Source organism: Streptomyces sp. DT2A-34 (assembly GCF_030499515.1).
GTDB lineage: Bacteria > Actinomycetota > Actinomycetes > Streptomycetales > Streptomycetaceae > Streptomyces.
Map to the genome: position 1 here is coordinate 616,030 of NZ_JASTWJ010000001.1, position 24,255 is coordinate 640,284.

Consider the following 24,255-nt stretch of genomic DNA (forward strand, 5'->3'; position numbering starts at 1 on the left):
CTTCAGGCCCAGGGATTCGGCCAGGCGGTAGAGGGCGACCTCGAACGCGAACAGCGCGGGCTGGGTGTGCCGCGTCTGGTTCAGGATCTCGACGTCGTCGCCCCAGACGATGTCGCGCAGCGCGAGGTCGAGGTGGGCCAGGGCGGCGTCGAACGCCTCCCGGAAGACGGCGAAGCGCTCGTACAGTTCGCGTCCCATGCCGAGGCGCTGGGCGCCCTGGCCGGTGAAGAGGAACGCGCACCTCGAGCGGGCCACGGTGGCCTGGAGGAGCCCGGCGGCCGGTTCGTCGGCGGCGAGGGCGGCGAGGCCGGCCCGGATGTCGCCGGTGATCGCGGCGCGGTGGTCGAAGCTCGACCGGGTGGTGGCCAGCGAGTGGGCGAGGTCGAGTGCGCGGTGCTGGTCGACGACGGTCAGCAGCCGCGCGGCCTGGGCGCGCAGCGCCTCCCGGGAGCGGCCCGAGACGAGGACCGGCACGGTGCCCGCGGGCACCGGGGCCTGCTCCTGCGTGGGTGCCTCGGCGGGCGGGGCCTGCTCGATGATGGTGTGCGCGTTGGTGCCGCTGAGGCCGAACGAGGAGACGGCGGCGCGGCGGGGCTGCCCGGTCTCGGGCCAGGGCCGGTTCTCCCGCACCAGTTCCACGGCGCCGGAGTCCCAGTCGACGTGTGAGGAGGGCCGGTCGACGCCGAGGGTCTGCGGGACGACGCCGTGGCGGATCGCCATGACGGCCTTGATCACGCCGGCGACTCCGGCGGCGGCCTGGGTGTGGCTGAGGTTGGACTTCACGGAGCCGAGCAGCAGCGGCCGGTTCGCGTCGCGGTCCCGGCCGTAGGTGGCGAGCAGCGCCTGGGCCTCGACGGGGTCGCCGAGGGTGGTGGCGGTGCCGTGCGCCTCGACGACGTCGATCTGGTCGCTGGTGAGCCGCGCGCTGACGAGGGCCTGCTCGATGACGCGTCGCTGCGAGGGGCCGTTGGGCGCGGTGAGGCCGTTGGAGGCGCCGTCCTGGTTGACGGCCGAGCCGCGCAGGACCGCGAGGACCTCGTGGCCGTTGCGCTGCGCGTCCGAGAGGCGTTCCAGGACGAGCATGCCGACGCCCTCGGCCCAGCCGGTGCCGTCGGTGGAGTCGGCGAACGAGCGGCAGCGGCCGTCCGAGGACAGGCCGCCCTGGCGGGAGAACTCGATGAACGTCGCCGGGTTCGCCATGACGGTCACGCCGCCGGCCAGCGCGAGCGAGCACTCGCCGGCGCGCAGCCCCTGCATGGCCAGATGCATCGCCACCAGCGACGACGAGCAGGCGGTGTCGAGGGTGACGGAGGGCCCGACGAGGCCGAGGGTGTAGGAGATGCGTCCGGAGATGACGCTGTTGGAGCTGCCGAGCAGGACCATGCCCTCGCCGCCGTCGCGGGGACCGAGCTGGTAGTCCTGGTTCATGGCGCCGGCGAACACCGCGGTCTGGCTGCCCTTGAGGGTGTGCGGGTCGATGCCGGCCCGCTCCAGCGCCTCCCAGGTGACCTCCAGCAGGACCCGCTGCTGCGGGTTCATGCCCAGCGCCTCGCGCGGCGAGATGCCGAAGAAGTCGGCGTCGAACTCTCCGGCACCGTCGAGGAAGCCGCCCTGGCCGGTGGCCGACAGGGCGAGCATGTCCGGGTCCCAGCCGCGGTCCTGGGGGAACGGGCGGATGCCGTGCTCGCCGCTGACGACCATGCGCCACAGGTCCTCGGGGCTCTTCACCCCGCCGGGGAAGCGGCAGCCGATGCCGACGACGGCGATCGGCTCCTGCGCCGCCGCTTCGAGGTCCTGAAGCCGCCGTCGAGTGCGCTGAAGGTCCGTACTGGCCCGTCGAAGGTAGTCCCGGAGCTTCTGTTCGTTGTCCATCTCTCAACCCATCTCGACAGGCGACAGCGACGTGCTGGAAAGTCTTGTTCGGCGCGGGGTGGCATCCCCCTAGAAAGCGGGGGTGGCATCCCCCGGAAACCGTCGAAGGCCGCGCCGGCCTCGGAGGGCCGGCGCGCGCCGGGTGACGGGGTGCACGACGTGACGGTCGGTCACCAGGTCACGGGCAGCTCCCGCAGGCTGTAGACGATGGCGCCGTCACGGAAGCGCAGTTCCTGCGCGGGCTTGGCGAGCTTCAGCGTCGGAATGCGAGTGATCAGTGTGAGGACGGCCACCTGGAGTTCCACGCGCGAGAGGAACTTCGCGATGCAGCTGTGGATTCCGTGCCCGAAGGCCAGCGGGGTGCTGTCCTTGCGGGTGATGTCGAGCCGGTCGGCGTCGGCGTAGACGCTCTCGTCGCGGTCGGCCGAGGAGAGCAGGGCGATGACGCCCTCGCCCGCCCTGATCACCTGCCCGGCGATCTCCACGTCCTCCTTGGCGACCCGGCCCACGCCGCACTGCATGACGTTCTGGTGGCGCAGCAGTTCCTCCACGGCGCCGACCACCAGGTCGGGGTTCTCGCGCAGTTTCACCAGCTGGTCGGGGTGTTCGAGCAGTGCGAGCACGCTGAGCGCGATGGAGCTGGCGGTGGTGTCATAGCCTGCCGACAGCAGCATCATGCCGATGACGACGACCTCTTCGCGTCGGATCTCACCGGTCTTGAGCTGGTTCTCCACCAGGAGCCCGAGCACGTCGTCGCTGGGCTCGCGCTCCTTCTGCATCACGAGCTTGGTGAGGTAGCCGAAGAGGGCGCCGGCGGCGGCGTTGCGGTGCGCCTGGCTGGAGGTGGTCTCGACGAGGGTGCCGATCCAGCGTCCGAAGGCCATCCGGTCCTTGTAGGGGACGCCGAGCAGTTCGCACACGACGGTGAGCGGAATGGGCCGGGCGAAGGCGGACACCAGGTCGGCGGGCTGCGGTCCGGCGAGCAGCGCGTCGATGCGTTCGTCCACGAGCTTCTGCACCGCGGGCCGGATGCTCTCGGCCTTCTTCTTGGTGAACATGCTCATGATCATTCGCCGGTAGCGGGTGTGCTCCGGCGGGTCGACGGTGACGAACGCACCCGGCTGCGGGTCGACCGGGAAGAGGTAGCGGGGGTAGCCGGGGTTCATCACCTCGGCGCTGAACCGCGGGTCGGCCAGCAGCGCGCGCACGTCGGAGTAGCGGCTGACCAGCCAGGCGGTGTCGCCGGCGGGGGTCTCGACCCTGCGGACCGGGTCGTCCTCGCGCAGGCGGCCGTACTCGGGGGGCAGGTCCAGCGGGTGGTGCGGGTCGCGCGGGGACGGGAACGGGCACGCCGCCGGCACGGAAGACTGGTCGTTCATCGCAGCGGGGCTCCATCCTCCGAGCGGCGGGCGTCGGAGATCCGGAACCGGTTGATGGCGTCCAGATGGCGGTCGCGCAGCGCGTGGTCGCGCACGCCGAGCCCCTCCGAGGGCGCCAGGCACAGCACGCCGACCTTGCCCTGGTGGGTGTTGCGGTGCACGTCGTACGCGGCCTGCCCGGTCTCCTCCAGGGGGTACACCGTGGACAGCGTCGGGTGGATCCGCCCCTGGGCGACCAGCCGGTTCGCCTCCCATGCCTCGCGGTAGGTGGCGAAGTGGGTGCCGATGACGCGCTTGAGGTGCATCCACAGATAGCGGTTGTCGTACTGGTGGAGAAAGCCGCTGGTGGAGGCGCAGGTGACGATGGTGCCGCCGCGTCTGGCGACGTACACGCTGGCGCCGAAGGTCTCCCGGCCGGGGTGCTCGAACACGATGTCCGGGTCCTGGCCGCCGGTCAGTTCGCGGATCCGCGCGCCGAACCGCTTCCACTCCCTGGGATCCTGGGTGTGCTCGTCGCTCCAGAACCGGTATCCCTCGGCGGACCGGTCGATGATCAGCTCGGCGCCGGCCCTGCGGACGACCTCCGCCTTCTGCGGCGAGGAGACCACGCACACCGGCGTCGCGCCGCCGTTGAGGGCGAGCTGGGTGGCGTAGGAGCCGAGCCCGCCGGAGGCGCCCCAGATCAGGACCGTGTCGCCCTGCTTCATGTTCGCGCCGTTGGCGGAGACGAGCTGCCGGTACGCGGTGGAGTTGACCAGGCCCGGCGCCGCCGCCTCCTCCCAGGTGAGGTGCTCCGGCTTGGGCATCAGCTGGTTGGCCTTGACCAGGGCGAGCTCGGCGAGGCCGCCGTAGTTGGTCTCGAAGCCCCAGATGCGCTGCTGCGGGTCGAGCATGGTGTCGCCGTGGCCGTCCGGGTGCTCCAGTTCGACGTCCAGGCAGTGCGCCACGACGCGGTCGCCGGGCTGCCATGCGGTGACGCCCGTGCCGACGCGGAGCACGACGCCGGCGAGGTCGGAGCCGAGCACATGGTGGGGCAGGTCGTGCTTGCCGCCGAGCCGCTTGAGGAAGGTGAAGGTGGGCAGCGGCTCGAAGATCGAGGACCACACCGTGTTGTAGTTGACGGACGACGCCATCACCGCGATCAGCGCCTCGCCCGGCCCCACCTCGGGGGTCCGCACCTCTTCGAGGCGCAGCGACCGGCGCGGGTCCTTCTCCCGGGTCCGCAGTCCCTCGAACATGCCCACGTCCTCGCGGCGGACCACGACCCCCCGGTAGCTGTCGGGCACCGGCAGGGCTTCAAAATCCCGGGGCCCCGCGTCATCCGACTCGATGGCACTCAGGATCTCACTCATCCGGGCACTCCTCACAACGGCCTCAGGGTCTGACACCACCGTAGGAGCGGGAACACTAGGGATTCTGCGAGTCCTTGGGCCGCGGAAGTCTAGTGATCCCCCACGCTCCCCGTGCGGTCTGCTGGTCGGGCAAACCGTGTCGCCCTGGACCTCAAGGGGAGTGCCGTGTGCTGATCGGATTCCTGAAAACCCATCTGCGGCCCTACCGCCGAGGGCTTGTGGCCCTGCTGGTGCTGCAACTGATCCAGACCGTGGCCACCCTGCTGCTGCCCACCCTGAACGCCGCCGTCATCGACCACGGCATCCTCACCGGCGACGTGGAGTACATCTTCACCATCGGCGCGGTGATGCTGGCCGTCGCCGTGGTGCAGATCGTCACCGCCGCCGGCGCCGTCGTGTTCGCCGCCCGGTGCGCGGCCGGCCTCGGACGCGATCTGCGCCGCCGGGTCTTCCGGGCCGTGCTCGGCCTGTCGGCGCGCGAGGTGGGCGAGATCGGCACGCCCTCGCTCCTCACCCGCACCGTGAACGACGTCCACCAGGTGCAGACCATCGTCCTGACGACGGCGGACGTGGCGGTGTCGGCGGTCATCATGTGCCTGGGCGGAGTCGTGCTGGCCGTCCTCCAGGACGTCGCGGTGTCCGTGGTCGTCGTCGCGCTCGTGGTGGCCGTGATCGCGAGCCTGACGGTGGTGCTGGGCCGGCTGAGCCCGTTCTACGCGCGCATGCAGAAGTCCATGGACCGCATCAACCACCTGCTGCGCGAGCGGATCAGCGGGGTGCGGGTGATCCGCGCGTTCGTCCGCGACGACCATGAGCGTGCCCGCTTCGACCGCGCGAACGACGAGCTGTTCGAGGTGTCGCTGCGGGTGGGGCGGATCATCGCGGCCATGCCGGTCGTGGTGATGATCGTGATGAACGTCCTGACCGTGGTGATCATCTGGGTCTCCGGGCGGCGGATCGACGCCGGCGACATGCAGCTGGGCGCCCTCACCGCGCTGCTCAGCTACGTCACGCTGATCATCGTCTCGATCATCATGGCGGTGATGGTGTTCACCGAGGGCTCGCGGGCCGCCGTCTCGGCCGGGCGCATCCAGGAGGTGCTGGACGCCCGCACCAGCGTGCCGGCGCCCGAGCGTCCGGTGCGGGAGCTTCCCGCCCCCGGCCACCTCGAACTGCGGGGCGCCGCCTTCGGCTACCCCGGTGCGGAGAAGCCCGTCCTGCGCGACGTCGACCTCGTCGTCCGGCCCGGTCAGAAGGTCGCGATCCTCGGCAGCATCGGCAGCGGCAAGTCGACCCTCCTGAACCTGGTGCTGCGGCTGTACGACGTCACCGCCGGCCACATCCGGGTGCACGGCGTCGACGTACGCGCCCTCGACCCGGCGGTGCTGTCGCGGACCGTCGGCCATGTGCCGCAGCAGCCGCACCTGTTCAGCGGCACCGTGGCCTCGAACCTGCGCTTCGGCCGCCCCGACGCCACGGACGCCGAACTGTGGCACGCGCTGGAGGTCGCCCAGGCACGGGAGTTCGTCGAGCGGATCGGGCTGGACGCGCCGGTGGCGCAGGGCGGTTCCAACCTCTCCGGCGGCCAGCGCCAGCGTCTGGCGATCGCCCGGACGCTGGTCCGACGCCCCGGCATCTACCTGCTGGACGACTGCTTCTCCGCCCTCGACCACGGCACCGAGGCGCGGCTGCGGGCCGCGCTGGCGACCGAACTCGCCGATGCGACGGTGCTCCTGGTGACGCAGCGGGTGGGCGCGGCCGAGGACGCCGACCACGTCCTGCTGCTGGACGACGGACACGTGGTCGGTTCCGGCACGCCCGCACAGCTGTCGCGGGACAACCCCACCTATCGGGAGATCGCGCTCTCCCAGCCCGTCCACCAGGAGATCCGATGACCGCCCCGACCCGCGAGGCGCCCCCGGCGGCCGTACCCGCACCCGCCGAGAGACACGAACCCGCCACCACCGGACGGCTCCTGGGCCTGCTGCGGCCCTACCGGGCCAAGCTCGTCCCGATGGCCCTGCTCGGCACCGCCTCGATCGTGCTGAACCTGCTGGGCCCCAAACTCCTCGGCGACGCCACCGACCTCATCTTCGCCGGTCTCGTGGGCCGCTCGCTGCCCGCGAACGCGTCGGAGGAGCAGGTGCTGGAGCATCTGCGCGCCGACGGCAAGGACACCCTCGCCAACGTCATCAGCACCGCCGACGTCACCCCGGGCCAGGGCGTGGACCTGCGTGCGCTGGGCGTGGTGCTCGCGATCATCGTCGCGCTGTACGTGGCGGGTTCGCTGTGCATGCTGGCGCAGGGGCGGCTCGCCGCCGCGGTGGTGCAGCACGCGGTGCACCGGCTGCGCGAGGACGTCGACGCCAAGCTCACCCGCCTGCCGGTGGGTTACTTCGACCGCAACCCGCGCGGAGAGGTGCTCAGCCGGGTCACCAACGACATCGACAACCTCCAGCGCACTCTGCAGCAGACCATCGGCCAGATGATCAACTCGGTCTTCTCGGTCGTCGGTGTGCTGGCCATCATGCTGGTGATCTCCGTCGAGCTGGCACTGTTCGTGCTGCTCAGCGTGCCGGTGGCGCTGGCGCTCGCGACCTGGATCAGCAGGCGGGCGTGGCCGCGCGTGCAGCAGCAGTGGATGAGCACCGGCGAGCTGAGCGCCCACGTCGAGGAGAGTTACAGCGGTCACTCCCTGGTCAAGGCGTTCGGCCGCCGGGAACTCGCCGAGGAGCGGTTCGACGAGCACAACGAGGCGCTGTACCACTCCGGTTACCGCGCCCAGGCGTTCTCCGGCCTCGTCGCTCCCACGACGCGCTTCGTGACCGACCTCAACTACGTGCTGGTGGCGGTGGTGGGCGCGCTGCGGGTCGCCTCGGGCACGGTGACGATCGGCGACGTGCAGGCGTTCATCCAGTACTCGGGCATGTTCAGCCGCCCGATCATCGACGTGTCCAACTTCTCCGGCCAGGTCCAGTCCGGCATCGCCTCGGCCCGCCGCGTCTTCGAACTCCTCGACGAGCCCGAGCAGTCGCCCGCCCCGGCCTCCCCGAAGCGCCTGGCCTCGGTGCAGGGCCGGGTCGAGTTCTCGGACGTGTCGTTCCGTTACCTGCCCGACGAGCCGCTGATCGAGAACCTGTCGCTCACGGCGGAGCCGGGCCAACTGGTGGCGATCGTCGGCCCCACCGGCGCCGGCAAGACGACCCTGGGCAACCTGCTGCTGCGCTTCTACGACCCCGACGCCGGCCGCATCCTCCTGGACGGCGTCGACACCACCGCCCTGACCCGCGCGGACCTGCGCTCGCGCATCGGCCTGGTGTCGCAGGACACCTGGCTGTTCCACGGCACCATCGCCGAGAACATCGCCTACGGCCGCCCGGGGGCCACCCGTGCGGAGGTCGTGGACGCCGCCCGGGCCATGTGCGTGGACCGGTTCGTGCGCGCCCTGCCGGACGGCTACGACACCGTGCTGGACGACGACCACGGCGGTCTGAGCGCCGGCGAGCGGCAACTGATCACGCTGGCGCGGGCCTTCCTCGCGCAGCCGGCGATCCTGGTCCTGGACGAGGCCACCTCGTCGGTCGACACCCGCACCGAGGCGCTGATCCAGCAGGCCATGGTGTCCCTGCGGGCGGGCCGCACGAGCTTTGTGATCGCGCACCGCCTGTCCACGGTCCGGGGCGCCGACCTGATCGTCGTCATGGACGGCGGCAACGTGGTGGAGCGCGGCACGCACGCCGAACTCCTGGCCCGCGGCGGGTTCTACGCCAAGCTCCACTCCGCCTGAGCGGTAAGAGGGCAAGAACGAGCGGGGCGCGCACCGGGTGCGCGCCCCGCTCGGGGTCTGCGGTGGGTCCCGCGGGCTACCAGCCGGCGGCTGCCAGCAGTTCGCCGTACTCGTGCTCGGTGGCGACGTGCTTGAGGTCGGCGTCGACCATCATCCGGATCAGCGACGTGAAGTCGACCTCGGGCTTCCAGCCCAGTTCCTGGCGGACGCGGGTGGTGTCCGCGCAGAGGATCTCCACCTCGGCGGGACGCACCAGGGTGGGGTCGATGTACACGTGGTCCTGCCAGTTGAGCCCGACGTGCTCGAAGGCGAGGCTCATGGCCTCGCGCACCGAGTGCATCTCGCCGGTGCCGACGACGTAGTCGTCGGGCGTTTCCTGCTGCAGCATCAGGTGCATGGCCCGCACGTAGTCACCGGCGAAGCCCCAGTCGCGCAGGGCATCGATGTTGCCGAGGGGGAGCTTCTCCTGGAGGCCCAGCTTGATCCGGGCGACGCCCAGGGAGATCTTGCGGGTCACGAACTCCGCGCCGCGGCGCGGGGATTCGTGGTTGAAGAGGATGCCGCCGACGGCGTACATGCCGAACGACTCGCGGTAGTTGCGGGTGATGAAGTGGCCGTACGCCTTGGCCACGCCGTAGGGGCTGCGCGGGTGGAAGATGGTCGTCTCGCGCTGCGGGGTCTCCGCGGCCTTGCCGAACATCTCCGAGGACGACGCCTGGTAGAAGCGGATCTGCTTGCCGGTGGCGTGCCGCGAGGCGGACAGGCCGGAGACCTGGCGGATCGCCTCCAGCATGCGCAGCACGCCCATGGCGTTGACCTCGGTGACGAGTTCGGCCTGCTGCCACGACATCGGTACGAAGGAGATGGCGCCGAGGTTGTAGACCTCGTCCGGCTGGACGAGGTCCACCGCCGAGACCAGGGACGCCTGGTCCATCAGGTCGCCGTCGACGAAAGACAGTTCGGACATCAGCCGGGCCACCCGCGACTTGCGCGGATTGGCCTGACCTCGCATCAGTCCCCACACCTGATAGCCCTGCCTGATCAGATGCTCTGCGAGGTACGAGCCGTCCTGCCCGGTGATGCCGGTGATGAGTGCACGCCTGGTCATCCGGTTTCCTCTCAGCACGCGGAAGGTCCGCGAGGGGACGGACCCGGAACTGGTGTCAAAGTAGAGCGCCGAGCACTAGGTGATTCGCCGGAAAGCAGGTCCATCACCGCTGTGCTGTGCTCGGCGAGGAAGAAGTGGCCGCCGGGGAACACCCGCAGCTGGAACGGGCCCGTGGTCCGCTCCTGCCAGTCGGCCGCCTCCTGGACGGTCGTCTTGGGGTCGGCGTCCCCGGTGAGCGCCGTGACCGGGCAGGTCAGCGGTGGTCCAGGCCGGTAGCGGTAGGTCTCGGCGGCGCGGTAGTCGCCGCGGATCGCGGGCAGCACCATGCGGACCAGTTCCTCGTCGTCGAAGACGCGCGAGTCCGTGCCGGCCAGCCGGCGCACCTCGGCGATCACGCCCGCGTCGTCGAGCCGGTGCACCTGCTCGTCGTGGGAGTGCTGCGGCGCCCGGCGCCCGGACACGTAGAGGTGGGCCACCTCCGCCGACCCGGCCTGGAGCGCCGTCGCGACCTCGAACGCCACGGAGGCGCCCATGCTGTGCCCGAACAGCACCAGCGGGCGGTCGCGCAGCGGGGCGACCACCTCGGTGATGCGCCGGGCCAGGACGTGTACGTCGTCGATCAGGGGCTCGTTGTGACGGTCCTGGCGGCCCGGGTACTGCACCACCAGCACCTCGGCGCGCGTGGCCAGCCCGGTGGCGAGCGGCCGGTACCAGCTGGCCGCACCGCCGGCGTGCGGAAAGCACACCACACGGGGCGCGGCACCTTGCGGCGCGTCGTGGAAACGGCGCAACCAGAGATCGGTATCCGATACGAGGGGCATGGTTCCGGATCCAACCAGCGTCCCACCTGAGAAAAGCCCTAGTCTGCCGACAGCCCCGCGCACCTCCTGTACCTCGTACCGAAAGGTCGTCGCTCTGCTGCCTGTTGGTCCTGACGATCACGGGGCTCGGCATCCAGACCCCCTTCGCCGACCTGTACACGACGGCCGAGGAGTCCCTGGCGCAGGCGGTGCACGTGCCGGTGGACACCCGCACCGGGCTGACCCTGTCCGCCAACGGCTGGTCGGACTGGACGGACGGCTCCGAGCGGATCGCCATGCCGCTGCTGCTCCAGGCGGCCGCCGCCCGCGGCTGGGCGGACCCGGCCGAGATCGACCCCCTGCTGGACGGTTGGTCCCGGTTCGCGGGGACTGGTTCCGGTGGTGCTGGAGGCGTCCGGGCAGGCGGCCGGCTCGTGGCCCGGCTACTACGACAGCCTCACGCTGTTCTCGCCCGCGCGGTACAGCGCCATGCCGGGCCTGTCCTTCGGCGGCGACGGCGACCGCTACCCGCACCGCGACGAGGTCATTGACTACCTCACCCGCTACGCGGATCGCCTCGACGCCGAAATCCGCACCCACACGCGCGTTGAGAGCGTGGAGAGCGACGGCGGCGGCTACACCCTGCGCACCACCGACGGCCGCAGCCTCGGTGCGGCGGGCATCGTCGCCGCGACCGGAGCCTTCGGTAACCCGCTGCGGCCCGAGCTTCCCGGGCAGCAGGGCTTCGCCGGCGAGCTGCGGCATGTCGCCGACTACCGCGACCCCGCACCGTACGCGGGCAAGCGGGTCGTGGTGGTGGGCGGCGGCAACTCCGCCGTCCAGATCGGGCATGAACTGAGCGAGTGCGCCCGGGTGACCCTGGCCACCCGCGCCCCGTCCGCTTCCTCCCGCAACTGCGCGACGGCAAGGACCTGCACCACTGGCTGACGACCACCGGCTTCGATCACCTGCCGCCCGAGTGGCTCATCCACTTCGTCGGCGGCACCCTCGTGCTCGACACCGGCCTCTACGAACGGGTCATCAAGGAGGGACGTCTGCAGCGGCGACCCATGTGCGCCGCCCTCGACGGTGACGCGGTCGTCTGGGCCGACGGACTCCGGGAGGAGGTCGATGCCGTGCTGCTCGCCACCGGATACCGGCCGAACCTGGCCTACCTGGCCAAGCTAGGCGCCCTCGACGCGGCGGGTACACCGCTGCACAGCGGCGGCATATCGGCCACCCACCCGGGGCTGGTCTACCTCGGCCTGGAGTTCCAGCGTTCCTTCGCCTCCAACACGCTGCGCGGGGTGTGTCGGGACGCGGAGTACGTGATCGACGCGCTGGCCGCGTACGTCCGCAAGGCCCCGGCCGCAGCCGGACTCTGACGCATCCCCCTCGGCGGGCGAGGGGCGCCCCGCGGGCCTGTCGGCCGCCCCTCGCCCGCTGGTTCGATGTATGTCAACATAGATGCATGTCGAATGCGAAGGTGTTGCCGCTGCTGGAGCCCGACACCGCTCAGGATGTGGTGCCGTGCTGCCCGCCGCTGACCGAGCGTCCGTTCACCGCGAAGGAGGCCGAGACGGCTGCGCGGATGTTCAAGGCGCTCGGTGACCCGGTGCGGCTGCGGCTGTTCTCCGCCGTGGCCTCGCACGAGTCCGGCGAGGCGTGCGTGTGCGACATCTCTGACGTCGGCGTCTCTCAGCCCACGGTGAGCCATCACCTGAAGAAGCTGAAGGAAGCCGGTTTGCTGACCTCTGAGCGGCGTGGGACCTGGGTGTACTACCGGGTCGAGCCGTCAGTGCTCGCCGCGATGGGCAAGCTGCTGACCACGGCTGTCCCGGCGGCCTGACCTTCAGCCTGGGGACGGCCGGGACCCGTGCGTGTGCGACCAGGTCGTCGGCTACTCTTCGGTCGTCGCTACCACGTCGACGCCGGCATGCCGCAGGGTCCGCTGGACGTTGCGGCGGGCGCCGCGGACGGTGAGGGCCGCCGGCTGCGGTGCACGCGTCACCGCGCGGAGCAAGGCGTAGGCACAGGCGAGGTCTGTCTGCTCCAGGTCGCTCATCTCCAGCACCCAGGAATGGGCCTGCCTCAGGCGCTGGTCGAGGAGTCGTTCTTCCAGCTCGCGCAGCGCGTGCGCGTCCAGCACGCCGGAGAAGGTCAGGATGGCGCGCTGCTCGTCAGCCTCGGAGATCGTCACCGTTCTCGCCTGGGGCCGCGCGGCGTGTTCGTCTGCCACGGCGACCTCCTCAGCAGGCGCGGGTGCGTATTCCATTCTCTCAAGCGCACCGTCTGTGCGCCGGGGCGCGAATGACGGGCCCGAGCGATCGCGCAGGCCGGCGTCTGGCCGCGTGCCCTATTCGCGCAGGAGCTGCGCGATGGTGCGGGCAGCGTCCCGGGCGGGGCGGCCGACGCCGATGAGGGTGGCGGAGGCGGGCCCGGTCCAGTCCCCGTAGCCGAGCAGGTGCAGCCGGGGTTCGCCGAGGGCGAGGGTGCCGTCGGTGGCGATGTGGCCGCGCGGTCCTCGCAGTTGGAGCGGGGCGAGATGTGCCAGGGCCGGGCGGAATCCGGTGCACCAGATGACCGTGTCCGCCTCGGCGCGGCTGCCGTCGGCCCACTGGATGCCGGTGGCGGTGAGCCGGGTGAACATCGGCCGGGCCTGGAGGCGTCCGGCGTCCCGGGCAGCCCGCACGGGCGGGACGGCGACGATGTCGCCGAGGGAGGCGACGCCGCCGGTGTCCGTGTGACCTTTGTCGAGCGCGCGGCGGCGGGCGGTGGCGACGTCGAAGAGGACGCGTCCGTCGATGTCGTCGGCCAGGAACCGGGGCGGGCGCTGGGTCACCCACGTCATGTCGATGCCGCCGAGGGCGAGGTCGGCGGCGATCTGTGCACCGGAGTTGCCGCCGCCGACCACGATGATGCGCTGCCCGGCGAAGTCGGCCGGGCTGCGGTAGCCCACGGTGTGCAGCTGCGTTCCGGTGAAGGCGCCGCGTCCGGGGACGGCGGGGATGAAGGGGCGCGACCAGGTGCCGGTGGTGCTGATGACCGCCCGCGCCGACCAGTTGGCCGCGTCGGTCTCCACCTGCAGTCGGTCACCGTCGCGGCGCACGGCCTTCACGTGGACGCCGTGCTGGACGGGCAGCTCGTAGCGCTTTTCGTAGTCGGCGAGGTAGTCCACCACGTGCCCGGCGTCCGGGTAGGTCTCGCCGGGCTGCGCGGGCATCAGACGGCCGGGCAGTGAGGAGTAGGCGGCTGGGGAGAACAGGCGAAGCGAGTCCCAGGTGTGTTGCCAGGCGCCGCCCGGCGTGGCCTCGGCATCGAGGATGACGAAGTCCACGCCGTGGCGGCGCAGGTGGTAGCCGGCGGCAAGTCCGGACTGGCCGCCGCCGACGATCACCACCTGCGTGCGCTGGGCGCTCATCACGAGGTCCGGATGGTGTGCGCGGTCTGCGGGCAGCACGCCGCGTGAGCGCGGTGAGCCGCGGCGCAGGTACCGCACAGCAGCCGCCGCACCGGTGGCTCGGTGGCCACCGGACGGGAGATCGGCTTCGTGCAGGTGAGGAACTGCTCGGAAGCTTCGGCATGGACCGCGCAGACGGCGGCTCCGCACTGGGAGCAGAGGCCGACCGCGGCGACTTGCGCCCCGATGCCGGTGCAGTCCAGGCAGTGCATCAGCTCTCCTGCGGTGCTGCCGTCAGCTGCCGGCTCGCACTGAACTTCCGTCGCCAGGCCAGGGAGACGTACACCAGCGCCACCAGGACCGGGACCTCGATCAGCGGCCCGACCACGCCCGACAGTGCCTGACCGGACGTCACGCCGAAGGTGGCGATGGCGACGGCGATGGCCAGCTCGAAGTTGTTGCCGGCCGCGGTGAAGGCGAGGGTCGCGGTGCGGTCGTAGGCGAGGCCGATGACCTTGCCGAGCGCGAAGGTGCCGAACCACATCACCGCGAAGTACACCAGCAGCGGGAGCGCGATGCGGGCCACGTCCAGCGGCTGCGAGGTGATGGTCTTCCCTTGCAGGGCGAAGAGGATGACGATCGTGAAGAGCAGGCCGTACAGCGCCCACGGGCCGATCTTGGGAAGGAAGCCCGTCTCGTACTTCTCGCGGCCCAGCTTCTGTTCGCCGATGCGGCGGGTGAGGAAGCCGGCCAGCAGCGGGATGCCGAGGAAGATGACGACGTTCAGGGCGATCTTCCACATGGAGATGTCAAGGTGTTCGCCGTTGCCCAGGTTCAGCCAGCCGGGCAGCAGGTCGAGGTAGAACCAGCCGAGCAGGCCGAACGCCAGGACCTGGAAGACAGAGTTCAACGCGACCAGGACCGCTGCCGCTTCGCGGTCGCCGCAGGCGAGGTCGTTCCAGATGATGACCATCGCGATGCAGCGGGCGAGGCCGACGATGATCAGGCCGGTGCGGTACTCGGGCAGGTCCGGAAGGAAGATCCAGGCCAGCGCGAACATGATCGCGGGGCCGACGATCCAGTTGATGACGAGCGACGAGACCATGAGCTTCTTGTCGCCGGTGACGGCGTCGAGCTTGTCGTAGCGGACCTTGGCCAGGACCGGATACATCATGATCAGCAGGCCGACGGCGATGGGCAGCGAGATGCCGCCGATCTCGACCTTGGCGAGGGCGTCGTTCAGGCCGGGGATGGCCCGGCCCAGGCCGAGCCCGAGGGCCATCGCGGCGAGGATCCAGACGGCGAGGAAGCGGTCGAGCGTCGACAGCTTCGCGACAACCGATTCCTCGGTGGTCGCGGGTACTTCAGTGCGGGTCACGGACAGGCCCTCTTGTTGTCGGCGGCATTACGGGCGGACTCGGCCAGGTCGGCGAACTGGCCGGCGAGCTGGGCGATGACATCGGGCTTGACCTTGTAGTACGTGTACCGGCCGCATGGCTCCGTCTCGACGACCCCCGCCTCGCGCAGCACTCTCAGATGGTTGGAGAGGTTCGTCTGCCGGGCGCCGGTCTCCTCCACGAGGTGGGTGGTGCACAGCGTCTCTTTGGCGAGCAGGGTCACGATTTGGAGCCTGAGCGGGTCGGCCAGCACCCGGATCAGGTCAGTGTCGACTGACGTCATCATGGGCTGATACTGTCACATCACCCGGTGCTGATACCAGTCCGGGCTGACCTTCAGGCCCAGGGAAAGGGTCTTGCCATGTCCGCCTCTTCGCCTCCTGTCCTGCCCGATGAGCGCCTGGCCGCAGGCGCGGCCCGGCTGGCCACCCGGCACGCCGGCCGCTTCGCGGTCGAGACCGTGCAGGGCCTGCTCGCCGACTCCTACCGCCGTCTTGCCGCGACGGCGCGCGTGCACACCCACCTGGTGGTGCTGGCTGAGCGCTTCACCGCCGAACGCCTCGACGCCCTCGCTCATGTCCAGGGCGCGCCGGGTTCCGGGCTACCGCGGGTGCTGTTCGTGTGCAGCCACAACGCCGGACGCTCCCAGCTCGCGGCCGCGCTGCTGGAGCACCGGGCGGCCGGTCGGGTCACTGTCTCCTCCGCGGGCACCCACCCGGCCGGCGGCGTCGAGCCGCACATCGTGCAGGTCCTGGACGAGGCGGGCGCCGATCCGGCAGGCTTCCCCAAGCCGCTGACCGACGAGGTCGTCCAGGCCGCCGACATCGTGATCACCATGGGCTGCGGGGACGCCTGCCCGGTGGTGCCCGGCCGCCGCTACCTCGACTGGCCTGTCCCCGACCCCGACGGCGCCCCGCTCGCCCTCGTTCGCCAGATCCGCGACGACATCGACGCTCGCATCACCGATCTGCTGGCAACCCTGCCCGCCTGACTGACCACGCGACCGCACCCGCTGTTGAACCACTTCGTGAAGGAAGAACCCATGCCTGCCGCCCCGCTCGCCTCCGTGCTGTTCGTCTGCGTCCACAACGCCGGCCGTTCACAGATGGCCGCCGGATTCCTCAACCACCTCGCGGGCGACCGGATCGAGGTCCGCTCCGCCGGATCCATCCCCGGTGACCAGGTCAACCCCGCCGCCGTCGAGGCGATGGCCGAGGTTGGCGTCGACATCGCCGACGCCAAGCCGAAGATCCTGACCACCGAGGCCGTCCAGGCGTCCGACTACGTCATCACCATGGGCTGCGGCGACGCCTGCCCGATCTTCCCCGGCAAGAAGTACCTCGACTGGGCCCTGGAGGACCCGGCGGGCAAGGGCGTCGAGGCCGTCCGCCCCATCCGCGACGAGATCAAGACCCGCATCGAGGCCCTGATCGCCGAGATCGACGCCAAGCAGGAGGCGTGACCACCGCGACGCGCCCCGACGACGTGCGCGAGGTCATCGTCATCGGCTCCGGCCCCGCCGGATACACCGCCGCCCTGTACGCAGCCCGCGCGCAGCTCAAGCCCCTGCTGTTCGGCAGCAGCATCTTCGTCGGCGGCTCGCTCACCACCACGACCGAGGTCGAGAACTTCCCCGGCTTCCCCGAGGGCATCGACGGCCCCGTCCTGATGGAGAACATGCGGGCCCAAGCCGAGAAGTTCGGCGCCGAGATGATCGACGACGACATCGTGTCCGTCGACCTCACCGGTGACATCAAGCTGCTGACCGACTCGGCTGGCACCGTGCACCGAGCGAAGACCGTGATCGTGGCGACCGGCTCCGGCTACCGCAAGCTCGGCCTGCCCAAGGAGGACGAGCTGTCCGGCCGAGGCGTGTCCTGGTGCGCGACCTGTGACGGCTTCTTCTTCCGCGACCGCGACATCGTGGTCGTCGGCGGCGGCGACACCGCCATGGAAGAGGCGACCTTCCTCACCCGCTTCGCCCGCTCCGTCACCGTCGTCCACCGCCGCCCCACACTGCGCGCCTCCAAGGTCATGCAGAACCGGGCCTTCGCCGACGACAAGATCTCCTTCGCCTTCGACAGCGAGATCGCCGAGATCGCCGAGATCAAGGAGACGAACGGCATGCTCGCCGGCGTCGTCCTGCGCGATGTCTCCACCGGCACCACGCGCGACCTCGACGTCACGGGGCTGTTCATCGCGATCGGCCACGACCCGCGCACCGAACTGTTCACCGGCCAACTCGACCTCGACGCCGAGGGCTACATCACGGTCGCCGCCCCGTCCACGCAAACGAACCTCCCCGGCGTCTTCGCCGCTGGAGACGCCGTCGACCACACCTACCGCCAGGCGATCACCGCCGCCGGAACCGGTGCAGCCGCAGCCCTGGACGCCGAGCGATACATCGCAGCCCTCGCCGACCGCGCCGGCGCACACAGCACCGTACCTACCGACAGCGGCATCCACCCGGTCGCCGCGTGAAGCCCTGTTCCCGGGCCTTGCCGTTCGGCGAGGCCCGGGCCCGTGGCCAGTTGGCCAACGGTTAAACAGTGCTCAGTTGACCGACGTACGTATAGGCGGCGCGGCCAGCACTCTCTTGCCGAAGTCGAGGCCCCCGAGACGCAACACCGTTGTTGCAACACTTCCGTCCTTGCTCACCGCTTGAACTGGGCGTTTACACCGCCATGGCAAGCAGCTGCCGGTCAGGAAATGGCGGGATAAAGTACGCACTCCGTCCGCGGTCGAGGTGCACCCGGTAGAACGTCACCGACCCCACGGTGGCGTCCTCGACCGTGCACGCGGGGCACTCCACGGTGACGCAGCTGCTCGTGGCCGCCGGCCCCTGGCCTCCGTCGTGCACAGACCGGCGGTGGAGGACGGACACGCTCCATCGCTCCAGCGTGTCGGCCTGCGGGGTGTCGCAGAGTTCGTCGTCGGAGTAGATGCGCAGGTACAGGTCGGAGGGATCACCTGGAAGCTGAGGCCGCTTGCTCACCCGGTAAACCTAGAAGTACGAGGGCTCGACGTTGGTGACGCTCTCGCGGAGGCGTGCTGCTGGCGGCTTTCCGGCGGCAGCACTATGCGGCCGGTGGTAGTTGTAGTGGATGTTCCACACTGCGATCGCGGCTGACCGGGCGTCCTCGCTGGTGAACTCGCGGGCGTAGAGGACTTCCTCGGCCATGATGCGCTGGTAGCGCTCCACCTTCCCGTTGTGCCGAGGTGTGTATGGCCTGGTTCTCTGATGCCGGGTGCCTTGCCCGACGATGCGGGCGAAGTCGCCGGAGCGGTAGCAAGCGCCATTGTCGGTGACGACCCGGTGGATGTGGTTGATGCCGTGGGCGGCGAACCAGACCTTCGCCCGGGCGAGGAAAGCAGCAGCCGTCGCGCCCTTCTCATCGCCCAGCGGTTCTGTGTAGGCGAGCCGTGAGAAACCATCGACGACGGAGTGCAGGTAGACGTAGCCACGCTTTGCCCCGGCCGACTTCGCCCGACTAGCGACCTTGGCCTGATCGCTGTCCCGGCCATGGATCCGCCACCCGCCGCCATCAGGGATCCGGCCGACCTTCTTCACATCCAGGTGCACCATGTGTCCGGGCCGGCGGGCAGTGATCTTCTCCGGCTTCCGGTTGTTCTCACCGCCTGGGTCGATGAAGCGGCGTTTGCCGAGGCCGAGCCGGGTCAGGTGTCGGCTGACAGTTCGCCGGTCGATCACAAAACCGATACTGACAAGTTCGTCGGTGATCCGTTGCGCGGACCACTTGAGCCCGCGGCGCCAGGACTCGATCTGCTCGATGACCCATGCCGGTGTCGCGTTCGGACTCCGGTGCGGACTCGACGGCCGGTCTTGCAATCCCGCATCACCGTGTAGCCGACAGCGATTTACCCACTTGCCGGCGCATGCGCGAGAGATACCCATCTCAGCGGCGACGTGGGCGATGGGACGTGTCTGGCACCGCTTCACGAGCCGCCTACGGCCCTCGACGCTCAGGGGCGCTCGCGTGGGGCACTCGTCGTCCTCTCGAAGTCAGACGACGGCAGGCGCGACACCTATCGTGCGCGCCTGCCGCATTGCGGCCTTTCAGTACTGCGGTGCGACGCGGATACGGTTCCCGTCAGGATCGGCTGCGAGGAAGGTCAGCCCGAACCCCGCATCATGAGGCTCGCGCAGGATCGTGACCCCGTTGGACTTCCACTGCTCAAAGGTCGCGTTGAGTTCGTCGGGTCCACCGTCGATGGCCAGGCACACCTCACTGGTGCGCGGGACGTCCGGTGACAGATGCTCGAACTGGCCAGACCACAGACCGAGGTCAGCGCCTGGCCCGAGGTCGAAGGTGATGTATCCCGGAGTCTCGAACGAGGGGCTCATGCCGAGGAGGTCGCCGTAGAAACGAGCTGCGGTGGGAGCGTCGTTCACGTAGACGATGGACACGACGGATGTGGTCACGGTTGTTCCTTCTCACCGGTGGTAGGTACGCATCCACCAGCCTGACCGGGATATGCGCCGCATCGTGTCGCAATTCCTGAAAAAATTGGTGTGTGACCCCAGACCGCTTCTTCACCCTGATGCTGCTCCTCACATCGAGGGATGCCGTGACCACACAGGAACTCGCCTCAGCGCTCGGGGTGTCCCTTCGAACCATCACCCGAGATCTGAACTGGCTCCGCGACGCCGGTCTGCCGGTGACCGCACACCGGGGCCGCCTCGGAGGCGTGACCATGCTGCCCGGATCCGGACTCGACCTCACGCGACTCACACCGGACGAGCGGGATCATCTGTCGCTCACCGGGCTGGACGAGAAGCAACGCGCGGAGCTCAACACATCGGTCGAAAGCCGGCGCGCGCTCTCCAAGATCGCCGCTACACAGCCACGTCGAGTTCATGAGGTCCTGCCGCTCACCGACGTAGTGCACGTGGACAGCCGTCCCTGGCGTCAGGCACGAGCTTTCGGCACGACTCCGGCTTCGCTGATCGGCGCAGTGCGGCGAGGTCGCCGGCTACGGATCGAGTACGACAGCCCACGCGAGTCATGCCCACGCGACCTGGTCGTGGATCCCTACGGGCTGTTCGCCAAGGCCGGCATCTGGTACCTCGTCGCCGACTGTGCCCGAGTGCCACGGATGTACCGACTCGAACGGATCACGACGTGGAAAGAAGTCGACCAGCCACGACGGATCCGCGAGAGCCAGACCCTGGCCACCGTCGCTGCAGCGCTCATTGCTCAGTGGGAACACAACCACGCGATAGAGGTCAGCGCCACCATCGACCAGACCCAGATCGAGCGAGCGCAACGGATCTTTGGCCTACGACTCGTCCGGGACGACCATGAAGAATCCGCCACCGGCCGCAAGGTGACGATCCGCTTCCTGCATCTGGAGGACGTGCGAGCACTACTGCCGTTCGGGAGCGCCATCACTGTGCACGGCCCCACCGAAGCCAGGGCTCACCTCCGCGACCTCGCCACCAATCTTGCCCACCACTATGCGCCGTCACCAACGTCCTGACCCGCAACAGCCAGAGACGGCACAGGAATACGAAGACTTCGAGCAGGAACTGGTCGACCAGTTCCTGCTGGCCGGAGTCGGCGCGGGGCCAAGCGACGACTCCATCGCAGACGACCGCCGGGCAATCTTCGAGTTCGTGCGGTTCCTCAGCCAGCCGGTATGGGCCACAGCACCGGAGGACGCAGACCGATTCCTTGCCCATCAACGCAAGGTGAAGCGGCTGGCTCACAGCACGGTCCAGAGCAAGGCATGGACGCTCGCCCAGTTCTTCGACTTCCTGATCGCCCGACACCAGGGCGACGTGCACGCGCTGACCGGCCATGTGCTGGTTCAGCCGATCGACGAGTACAACCGCCCGGCCAAGAGCGAGTACGGGACGCCGCGAATCCCACCGTCGGAGGGGGAGGTGGACCAACTTTTCGCCGGATGGCGGAAATCACGGCCGCAGGCGCGGAAGTTCCTGCCGGCCGCCCGGGACTACATGGCCGCCTCGCTGTGGCGCAGGGTCGGTACGCGGATCGGCGAGACGGTCAAGCTGGATATTCGCGACTGGCGGCCAGACGGCCAGACCTGGGCGACTTCGGCAAATTGCACGTCCGGCATGGTAAGGGCAGCCGAGGGCGTGGGCCGAAAGCTCGCCTTGTGCCAGCCATCAACTCGATGGACATCCTGATGGATTGGTGGCTTGCTGATGTGCGGCATCGGTTCGGTGACGACTACGCCGACCCCGACGCCCCGATGTTCCCCAGCGAGCGCCGTGATCCCTATACGGGGTTCTGCCGCCGGGCCGGAGATGACGCGCTGCGGTCGGGGTTGAAGGGCGCGGTCGATGCGTTCCTGCCCTCCTGGTCCGGGAGGCCGACGCCGCATGTGCTTCGGCACTTCTGCGCGTCCTCGCTCTACCTGCAGGGTGTCGATCTGAAGGCTGTGCAGGAGCTGTTGGGCCACGAGTGGCTGTCCACGACGACCCGGTACATCAACGTGCGTGACAACCACATCGAGCAGACGTGGGTCGCGGCGAACCAGCGGGTCGCGTCTCGGCTGGGCTTGGGCTGAGGAGGAGGGTATGCGCTGGAACTTGCGGATAAAAGCCGCCGAGCAGGGGATCTGGAAGTCCACCGAGATGCGTCGCCGCCTGGCGGAGGCCGGATTGGAGATCAGTACGGGGAAAATGTCTGCGCTGTGGACGGGAACGCCCACCACGGTCCGACTCGATGACCTGGACATCATCTGCGCGGTGCTGAACTGCACGACCGCAGACCTGCTGATCCATGAACCGGAAGTGGCGGCAGCCCGCCGGCCGAGGTCCGGACCACAGGCCGCGACCGGATCTCCGACAGTTGTCCCGTGGCTCGGGCGCGGCCGAACCCTCCCGCCGATCTGATGACAGCGCCGAGGACCTGCCCGACGTGCCGCGAGCGGCCGGTGGCCAATCACCACTCGAAGTACTGTCATCGCTGTCGGCCGCAACCGTGCGACCCGCCACCGTGCCAACAATGCGGCTCGACGGAGGACTACTGGACAGCCTACAAATGCCGTAGCTGCTACCGAAGTTCTCCTGAACTCCCAGCATCCTGCCCGGACTGTCTCGCGTGGGGAATGCTGCGGGGTTCGGGCGGGCTGTGCCTGGGGTGCCGAGGCCGGCGTAGGACCTACCCCGGACCGCGGCCGTGCCGGATCTGCAGACGGGAACGATGCCTACGCGACCGTTCCTGTCGCTTGTGTTGGAGGCAGGCCCGGCTGCTGCGGCACCCCAAGCGCGCCTTGGAGCTGGAGGCGGCGAACCGGCACGGGCAGCAATTATTCCTGGCCGACATGGAACGACGCCTGCAACTGACGCATGGCCCACCCCCGAAAAACCAGCAGCCTGCGTTCTCGACCGATCCGCCACCACCGTTGGTCCCAGTCCCGCACCGGCAACTCGTGCTGTTCCCACCGCACGGGCGTGATCTGCGACGCGGGCAGCAACACGGGTTCCCCGACGTCGACGCCCCGGGGATCGCAGCGGCCTTGGAGGGGGCAGCCGATGACTACGCACGGCGCCACGGGCTGAAGAAGGGATCCGCCTTCGGCCTCGGTCGCGGACTGCGCATCCTGCTCGCCTTGCAGGACACCCCCGGCACCCCCTTCCGGGCAACCGACGTCGAGGCGGGGAGTCTGCCCGTCTGTCTGCTGGAGAGCGACGGTGCGCGTGAGGTAATGCCCTACGCGCCGCTCGCCGGGCGCCGTCTCCCACTGCCGGGATCCCGGGGCATCCGGTCACGTGGCCGTCGCTGTGGAGACTTGTGCGCCGGCGCTTGCGGCACTTGTCGATCGGCCGCCGTCAGACGACCGATGGCCGAGGTGTCTCCGGCTGTCCGCGCGGTCTAGCGGGGGTTGGCCATCAGTGGTTCTCCGTTCCGCGGAGTGTGTGGCGCTGGACGATCCGGGAGATGTCGCGCGCGGTGATGATGCCCACCAGGTGCTGGCCGTCGGTGACGAGGATGGGCAGGCCGCTGCCCGGGCGGAGCTTTTCGAGCACGTCTTCCAGGAGGTCGTCCGGCGCGCAGGTCGTGGCGTGTGCCAGCGGGTTCACCACGTCACGCACGCGCAGTGTCTGCCGCTGCTCGGCGGGGATCCGTGCGAGCTGAGGCAGATGCAGCAGGCCACTGGGGCGCCCCTCGAAGTTGGTCAGGACGAGCGTCGAGTGGTGGGTCCGCACAGCCACGTCTTCGACGCAGCGTGCCACGGTGAACCAGTCAGGGCAGGTCTCCACAGGACTCGACATGGCATCGGCCGCTTTCACTCCGCGCAGAGCGGGGATCAGCCGTGCGCGCTGACGTTCGGCGCCGGCGACGATCATGACAAAGAAGCCGATGACGGCCAGCCACAGACCGCCGAAGGCGCCGCGCAGGACAGCGATCAATCCGAGAGCGATCAGCAGGATGCCGAGGACCTGTCCGCTGCGCGCGGCTGCTTGTTCGGCCCGGTCCCGGTCCCCGGTACGCCACCACATCAGCGCCTGCACCACTCGTCCGCCGTCGAGCGGCGCGGCCGGCAGCAGGTTGAACACGCCCAGAACGACGTTCACCCAGCCGAGCCACACCAGGACGGCCGCGGGCATCGCCCAGCCGGACACCGCGTCGAGCCCGATGCCCGCCCCGAGCGCCGCCGCACCGACAAGGAAGCTGGTGAGCGGCCCCGTCACGGCGACCAGGAAGGCCGCGCCGGCCCCACGCGGCCGGCCCATCTCGGTCATCCCGCCCAGTGCCCACAGGGTGATGCTCTGGACTTCGATGCCCTTCTTCCGGGCAGTGATCGCGTGGGCGGCCTCGTGCGCCAGCAGGCTCCCCAGGAGCAACAAGGCTCCGACCAGGCCGGCGACGGTGTATGCGGCATTCGACTGTTCCGGGACCGCGGCGGGGAGCGTGTGGCTGCCCAGGCTGTATCCGAAGAGCAGCACGAGCAGGGGCACCGTCCAGTGGATGCGCAGTGGCACCCCGCGAACGCGTCCCATCCGTACCGAGCCGTTCATCACTGTCTCCTGGGGACTGAAGCCGACACTCCTGTGCCCGTGCCGACATGCCTGGGCGTCCACGGGATTGAGCCGGCACGGTGTCCCCCCGCTGACAATCTCACCCGCCGTGGGCGAGTGGCCGAAGGCATGGCTTTCCTGGGC

26 protein-coding genes (1 of these 26 only partly in view) are annotated in these 24,255 nt (G+C 69.7%); 12 read left to right on the plus strand and 14 right to left on the minus strand.

Annotated features, from left to right (window positions below):
* The 3 genes from QQM39_RS02365 to ccrA all read right to left on the minus strand — a co-directional run.
* A protein-coding gene (locus tag QQM39_RS02365) for a type I polyketide synthase (protein WP_301994907.1) crosses the window boundary here: on the minus strand, nt 1-1,872 show its 5' portion. It extends 25,176 nt beyond the left edge of the window; the window shows 1,872 of its 27,048 coding nt (coding positions 1-1,872); it begins with the start codon at nt 1,870-1,872; the stop codon falls past the left edge of the window.
* A gap of 170 nt (nt 1,873-2,042) precedes the next feature.
* Nucleotides 2,043-3,251 carry a cytochrome P450 gene (locus QQM39_RS02370; protein WP_301994908.1) on the minus strand — a complete coding sequence of 403 codons (1,209 nt, stop codon included), beginning with the start codon at nt 3,249-3,251 and terminating at the stop codon, nt 2,043-2,045.
* Complete coding sequence (gene ccrA, locus QQM39_RS02375) at nt 3,248-4,603, minus strand: crotonyl-CoA carboxylase/reductase (RefSeq protein ID WP_301994909.1); 1,356 nt, start codon at nt 4,601-4,603, stop codon at nt 3,248-3,250. Before ccrA ends, QQM39_RS02370 begins: the two co-directional genes overlap by 4 nt.
* Before the next feature lie 167 nt (nt 4,604-4,770).
* Here ccrA and QQM39_RS02380 point away from each other — a divergent pair, with 167 nt between their 5' ends.
* Nucleotides 4,771-6,498 carry an ABC transporter ATP-binding protein gene (locus QQM39_RS02380; RefSeq protein WP_301994910.1) on the plus strand — a complete coding sequence of 576 codons (1,728 nt, stop codon included), beginning with the start codon at nt 4,771-4,773 and terminating at the stop codon, nt 6,496-6,498.
* Nucleotides 6,495-8,390, plus strand: coding sequence for an ABC transporter ATP-binding protein (locus QQM39_RS02385; RefSeq protein WP_301994911.1), 1,896 nt, complete (start codon nt 6,495-6,497; stop codon nt 8,388-8,390). Before QQM39_RS02380 ends, QQM39_RS02385 begins: the two co-directional genes overlap by 4 nt.
* A 76-nt stretch (nt 8,391-8,466) precedes the next feature.
* Here the strand turns inward: QQM39_RS02385 and QQM39_RS02390 are convergent, their stop codons facing one another.
* Together QQM39_RS02390 and QQM39_RS02395 are read right to left on the minus strand one after the other, a co-directional pair.
* Complete coding sequence (locus QQM39_RS02390) at nt 8,467-9,498, minus strand: GDP-mannose 4,6-dehydratase (protein ID WP_301994912.1); 1,032 nt, start codon at nt 9,496-9,498, stop codon at nt 8,467-8,469.
* A gap of 11 nt (nt 9,499-9,509) precedes the next feature.
* On the minus strand, nt 9,510-10,319 hold the full coding sequence (locus QQM39_RS02395; RefSeq protein ID WP_301994913.1) for a thioesterase II family protein: 810 nt from the start codon (nt 10,317-10,319) through the stop codon (nt 9,510-9,512).
* Between the two features lie 381 nt (nt 10,320-10,700).
* On the opposite strand from QQM39_RS02395, the gene QQM39_RS02400 reads away from it, so the two are divergent.
* The 3 genes from QQM39_RS02400 (at nt 10,701) to QQM39_RS02410 (ending at nt 12,147) form a co-directional block, all read left to right on the plus strand.
* Nucleotides 10,701-11,246 carry an FAD-dependent oxidoreductase gene (locus tag QQM39_RS02400; RefSeq protein ID WP_302003450.1) on the plus strand — a complete coding sequence of 182 codons (546 nt, stop codon included), beginning with the start codon at nt 10,701-10,703 and terminating at the stop codon, nt 11,244-11,246.
* A complete protein-coding gene (locus QQM39_RS02405; RefSeq protein WP_301994914.1) occupies nt 11,162-11,683 on the plus strand; it encodes a hypothetical protein in 522 nt (173 codons plus the stop codon). The genes QQM39_RS02400 and QQM39_RS02405 overlap by 85 nt, the downstream gene beginning before the upstream one ends.
* An 86-nt stretch (nt 11,684-11,769) precedes the next feature.
* A complete protein-coding gene (locus QQM39_RS02410; RefSeq protein ID WP_301994915.1) occupies nt 11,770-12,147 on the plus strand; it encodes a helix-turn-helix transcriptional regulator in 378 nt (125 codons plus the stop codon).
* A 51-nt stretch (nt 12,148-12,198) separates the two neighbouring features.
* Here the strand turns inward: QQM39_RS02410 and QQM39_RS02415 are convergent, their stop codons facing one another.
* From QQM39_RS02415 to QQM39_RS02435, 5 genes are all read right to left on the minus strand, one after another.
* On the minus strand, nt 12,199-12,537 hold the full coding sequence (locus tag QQM39_RS02415) for an STAS domain-containing protein (RefSeq protein ID WP_301994916.1): 339 nt from the start codon (nt 12,535-12,537) through the stop codon (nt 12,199-12,201).
* Nucleotides 12,538-12,654: 117 nt separating this feature from the next.
* On the minus strand, nt 12,655-13,719 hold the full coding sequence (locus QQM39_RS02420) for an ArsO family NAD(P)H-dependent flavin-containing monooxygenase (protein ID WP_301994917.1): 1,065 nt from the start codon (nt 13,717-13,719) through the stop codon (nt 12,655-12,657).
* The gene (locus QQM39_RS02425; protein WP_301994918.1) at nt 13,719-13,970 is read right to left on the minus strand and encodes a DUF2180 family protein; all 252 of its coding nucleotides are present in this window, start codon (nt 13,968-13,970) and stop codon (nt 13,719-13,721) included. Before QQM39_RS02425 ends, QQM39_RS02420 begins: the two co-directional genes overlap by 1 nt.
* Nucleotides 13,970-15,076 carry an ACR3 family arsenite efflux transporter gene (gene arsB, locus QQM39_RS02430; RefSeq protein ID WP_301994919.1) on the minus strand — a complete coding sequence of 369 codons (1,107 nt, stop codon included), beginning with the start codon at nt 15,074-15,076 and terminating at the stop codon, nt 13,970-13,972. The genes QQM39_RS02425 and arsB overlap by 1 nt, the downstream gene beginning before the upstream one ends.
* A complete protein-coding gene (locus tag QQM39_RS02435) occupies nt 15,073-15,381 on the minus strand; it encodes a helix-turn-helix transcriptional regulator (RefSeq protein ID WP_301994920.1) in 309 nt (102 codons plus the stop codon). The genes arsB and QQM39_RS02435 overlap by 4 nt, the downstream gene beginning before the upstream one ends.
* Before the next feature lie 75 nt (nt 15,382-15,456).
* On the opposite strand from QQM39_RS02435, the gene QQM39_RS02440 reads away from it, so the two are divergent.
* From QQM39_RS02440 to trxB, 3 genes are read left to right on the plus strand one after another with little or no spacing between them, the layout of a single operon-like run.
* Nucleotides 15,457-16,086, plus strand: a complete 630-nt coding sequence (locus tag QQM39_RS02440) for a low molecular weight phosphatase family protein (RefSeq protein WP_301994921.1) — start codon at nt 15,457-15,459, stop codon at nt 16,084-16,086.
* A 51-nt stretch (nt 16,087-16,137) separates the two neighbouring features.
* Entirely contained in the window at nt 16,138-16,557 is a 420-nt protein-coding gene (locus tag QQM39_RS02445; protein ID WP_301994922.1) for an arsenate reductase ArsC, read from the plus strand.
* Nucleotides 16,554-17,576, plus strand: coding sequence for a thioredoxin-disulfide reductase (gene trxB, locus QQM39_RS02450; RefSeq protein ID WP_301994923.1), 1,023 nt, complete (start codon nt 16,554-16,556; stop codon nt 17,574-17,576). Before QQM39_RS02445 ends, trxB begins: the two co-directional genes overlap by 4 nt.
* 193 nt (nt 17,577-17,769) lie before the next feature.
* Here trxB and QQM39_RS02455 read toward each other — a convergent pair whose 3' ends face one another.
* From QQM39_RS02455 to QQM39_RS02465, 3 genes are all read right to left on the minus strand, one after another.
* On the minus strand, nt 17,770-18,090 hold the full coding sequence (locus QQM39_RS02455) for a hypothetical protein (RefSeq protein WP_301994924.1): 321 nt from the start codon (nt 18,088-18,090) through the stop codon (nt 17,770-17,772).
* Between the two features lie 9 nt (nt 18,091-18,099).
* On the minus strand, nt 18,100-19,083 hold the full coding sequence (locus QQM39_RS02460; RefSeq protein WP_302003451.1) for an IS481 family transposase: 984 nt from the start codon (nt 19,081-19,083) through the stop codon (nt 18,100-18,102).
* Nucleotides 19,084-19,173: 90 nt separating this feature from the next.
* Complete coding sequence (locus QQM39_RS02465; RefSeq protein WP_301994925.1) at nt 19,174-19,539, minus strand: VOC family protein; 366 nt, start codon at nt 19,537-19,539, stop codon at nt 19,174-19,176.
* Between the two features lie 92 nt (nt 19,540-19,631).
* Here QQM39_RS02465 and QQM39_RS02470 point away from each other — a divergent pair, with 92 nt between their 5' ends.
* From QQM39_RS02470 to QQM39_RS02485, 4 genes are read left to right on the plus strand one after another with little or no spacing between them, the layout of a single operon-like run.
* Nucleotides 19,632-20,597, plus strand: coding sequence for a YafY family protein (locus QQM39_RS02470; RefSeq protein ID WP_301994926.1), 966 nt, complete (start codon nt 19,632-19,634; stop codon nt 20,595-20,597).
* A complete protein-coding gene (locus QQM39_RS02475; protein ID WP_301994927.1) occupies nt 20,575-21,270 on the plus strand; it encodes a hypothetical protein in 696 nt (231 codons plus the stop codon). The genes QQM39_RS02470 and QQM39_RS02475 overlap by 23 nt, the downstream gene beginning before the upstream one ends.
* Nucleotides 21,240-21,653 carry a tyrosine-type recombinase/integrase gene (locus tag QQM39_RS02480; RefSeq protein ID WP_301994928.1) on the plus strand — a complete coding sequence of 138 codons (414 nt, stop codon included), beginning with the start codon at nt 21,240-21,242 and terminating at the stop codon, nt 21,651-21,653. The genes QQM39_RS02475 and QQM39_RS02480 overlap by 31 nt, the downstream gene beginning before the upstream one ends.
* A 10-nt stretch (nt 21,654-21,663) precedes the next feature.
* Nucleotides 21,664-21,981, plus strand: coding sequence for a helix-turn-helix transcriptional regulator (locus QQM39_RS02485; protein WP_301994929.1), 318 nt, complete (start codon nt 21,664-21,666; stop codon nt 21,979-21,981).
* A gap of 999 nt (nt 21,982-22,980) precedes the next feature.
* On the opposite strand, the gene QQM39_RS02490 is transcribed toward QQM39_RS02485, so the two are convergent.
* The gene (locus QQM39_RS02490; RefSeq protein ID WP_301994930.1) at nt 22,981-24,111 is read right to left on the minus strand and encodes a site-2 protease family protein; all 1,131 of its coding nucleotides are present in this window, start codon (nt 24,109-24,111) and stop codon (nt 22,981-22,983) included.
* Nucleotides 24,112-24,255 lie beyond the last annotated feature (144 nt).